Here is a 2,589-nt window from a genome sequence, read left to right on the forward strand (position 1 = left end):
CTGTTCTTGAGAAATTATCGGAGTTTTACGGATCTAGCTCCGCAAAGGCATATGGCTGTAGGGTTTAAGTGCCCTGTTACTGATTAGAAAATGGGTAAAAAACGGGGTGAAAGAGAATTAATTCCGGGACATTCCTTATCGCAAAAGGAATACCCGTGAATCTGAAAAGGTATGTCCCGATACCATGTTCAAAAAGTACAATATTCAAGGGGCCAAGAAAATGCTGTAATGACTGATATGTGAGGATTTTGATCAAAAGGTCTGTTTAAGAGCAAGTTCCATTAAAACAAGGATTGAAACAAGGTTTTGAAGTTCATTTTTCCATTTGCGGAGAATGTTTAAGAGCAAGTTCCATTAAAACAAGGATTGAAACTTTTTAAATGCCCATCCCATAGCTTGTGTAATACTTTTGTTTAAGAGCAAGTTCCATTAAAACAAGGATTGAAACTACGTCCGCTTATGGAATCCGCAGAAATCACAGAACGTTTAAGAGCAAGTTCCATTAAAACAAGGATTGAAACTCGCATTATCCCCAAACTCCCAATGCATAAAGCGGTGTTTAAGAGCAAGTTCCATTAAAACAAGGATTGAAACAGGAAAAAGTCGATGTTAAAGTCATTAGTGAACTGCGTTTAAGAGCAAGTTCCATTAAAACAAGGATTGAAACAAATCTATTCTTGCAAAATACGGTCTACCTACAGAATTGTTTAAGAGCAAGTTCCATTAAAACAAGGATTGAAACAGGATAAACATTGGAGTCATAGAGCCTTCCGTGAAATGTTTAAGAGCAAGTTCCATTAAAACAAGGATTGAAACCCAGCATTTGTCAAAATGCTAGTATTAAGTAATGCTGTTTAAGAGCAAGTTCCATTAAAACAAGGATTGAAACACAATTCTTTTATGTTTGCCGGGGCCTGTCAAGATGTTTAAGAGCAAGTTCCATTAAAACAAGGATTGAAACAGGAAAAAGTCGATGTTAAAGTCATTAGTGAACTGCGTTTAAGAGCAAGTTCCATTAAAACAAGGATTGAAACAGCTTGTTATCGTACTGGGTAATAAGCAAAATCATTGGGTTTAAGAGCAAGTTCCATTAAAACAAGGATTGAAACATCTCCAGAGATAAACGCTTACATTGTGTCATTTGTTGTTTAAGAGCAAGTTCCATTAAAACAAGGATTGAAACAAGAATCCCCATCCGGCACAAAATACCGCACATCATGTTTAAGAGCAAGTTCCATTAAAACAAGGATTGAAACTTCATCCTTCCGGGGCGATAAGCCCCAAACAAAATTAGTTTAAGAGCAAGTTCCATTAAAACAAGGATTGAAACGTGCAGACGAAACAGTATGGAGAGGAAAATTGTATAGGTTTAAGAGCAAGTTCCATTAAAACAAGGATTGAAACTACCAATTTTAATATGTTTGGGCAGGATGGTCGTGTTGTTTAAGAGCAAGTTCCATTAAAACAAGGATTGAAACAATAAAGCCCACTTCTCTGGCTCATGGTGTGGTAGTGTGTTTAAGAGCAAGTTCCATTAAAACAAGGATTGAAACCGTTATACATATTAAACACTCCTTCAAAATAATTTTGTTTAAGAGCAAGTTCCATTAGAACAAGGATAAAAACAGAAAAATTAACAATAAATTTTCCTGTAATAGATGAAAATAAGAAATAATGAAAGTAAGGATGCCTTTGACACTTCAGGCTACTTAACACAAAAGTCCCACTCATTTCTTACGCCAGCCGACAAACAAATCTATGTTAATCCGTCATGATTTCTGGTAAAATAATAATATATTTACAATAACGATAAACATACTGGATTTCAGCTATATAGATGTGGACAGCTACAGCACAGTGTTTCACCTGTGGGAAGACAGGCACAAGGACTGCAAGCTGACGGACATAATGGAGGTAAGGTTTATAGAACTGCCCAAGTTCAGGAGGGCAAAGCCGGACTTAGGAAAGCCGCTGGACAGGTGGCTGGTGTTTATTGAAGATTCGCCGGAGGAGGTGCTTGAGATGGCAATGAGAGAAGAGCCTGCAATAGCAAGGGCTGAAGAGGTGCTTCAGTATCTTGGTAGTTTCGATGAGATAAGAAGGTACTATGAAGCGCGGGAAATGGCCGTGCATGATGAGATAACAAGGATTACAGGCGCGAGAGAAGAGGGGCTGCGCGAAGGTATAGAGAAGGGTATAGAGAAGGGTATACAGAAAGGGATGGAGAAGGGAACTTTTCAGATGAAGGCAGGCATAGTCAGGAATATGCGAAGCATAGGCGTAAAAGATGAAGAGATTTCAAGGCTTACAGGTCTTACAGTTGAAGAGGTTGAGAGTATAATATAAATGGAAGAGGCCGATCTAAACGATAAACATACTGGATTTTAGCTATATAGATGTGGACAGCTACAGCACTGTGTTTCACCTGTGGGAAGACAGGCATAAGGACTGCAAGCTGACAGACATAATGGAGGTAAGGTTTATAGAGCTGCCTAAGTTCAGGAGGGCAAAGCCGGATTTAGGAAAGCCGCTGGACAGGTGGCGGAAGAGGTGCTTCAATATCTTGGAAGCTTCAATGAGATTAAGAAG

The 2,589-nt window shown here is 38.8% G+C and carries 1 protein-coding gene, 1 pseudogene and 1 CRISPR repeat array; the gene and the pseudogene both read left to right on the forward strand.

The window, feature by feature from the left end; genetic code table 11:
• Positions 1 to 262: 262 nt before the first annotated feature.
• A CRISPR array of direct repeats spans positions 263 to 1,626; the repeat unit is 38 nt; unit sequence TGTTTAAGAGCAAGTTCCATTAAAACAAGGATTGAAAC.
• Positions 1,627 to 1,809: 183 nt separating this feature from the next.
• On the forward strand, positions 1,810 to 2,346 hold the full coding sequence (locus tag DFR58_RS21540; protein ID WP_278278829.1) for an Rpn family recombination-promoting nuclease/putative transposase: 537 nt from the start codon (positions 1,810 to 1,812) through the stop codon (positions 2,344 to 2,346).
• A 52-nt stretch (positions 2,347 to 2,398) separates the two neighbouring features.
• Positions 2,399 to 2,589, forward strand: a pseudogene (locus DFR58_RS21545) (hypothetical protein); the annotation flags it as partial.

The sequence above is a fragment of the Anaerobacterium chartisolvens genome, assembly GCF_003337415.1.
GTDB lineage: Bacteria > Bacillota > Clostridia > Acetivibrionales > DSM-27016 > Anaerobacterium > Anaerobacterium chartisolvens.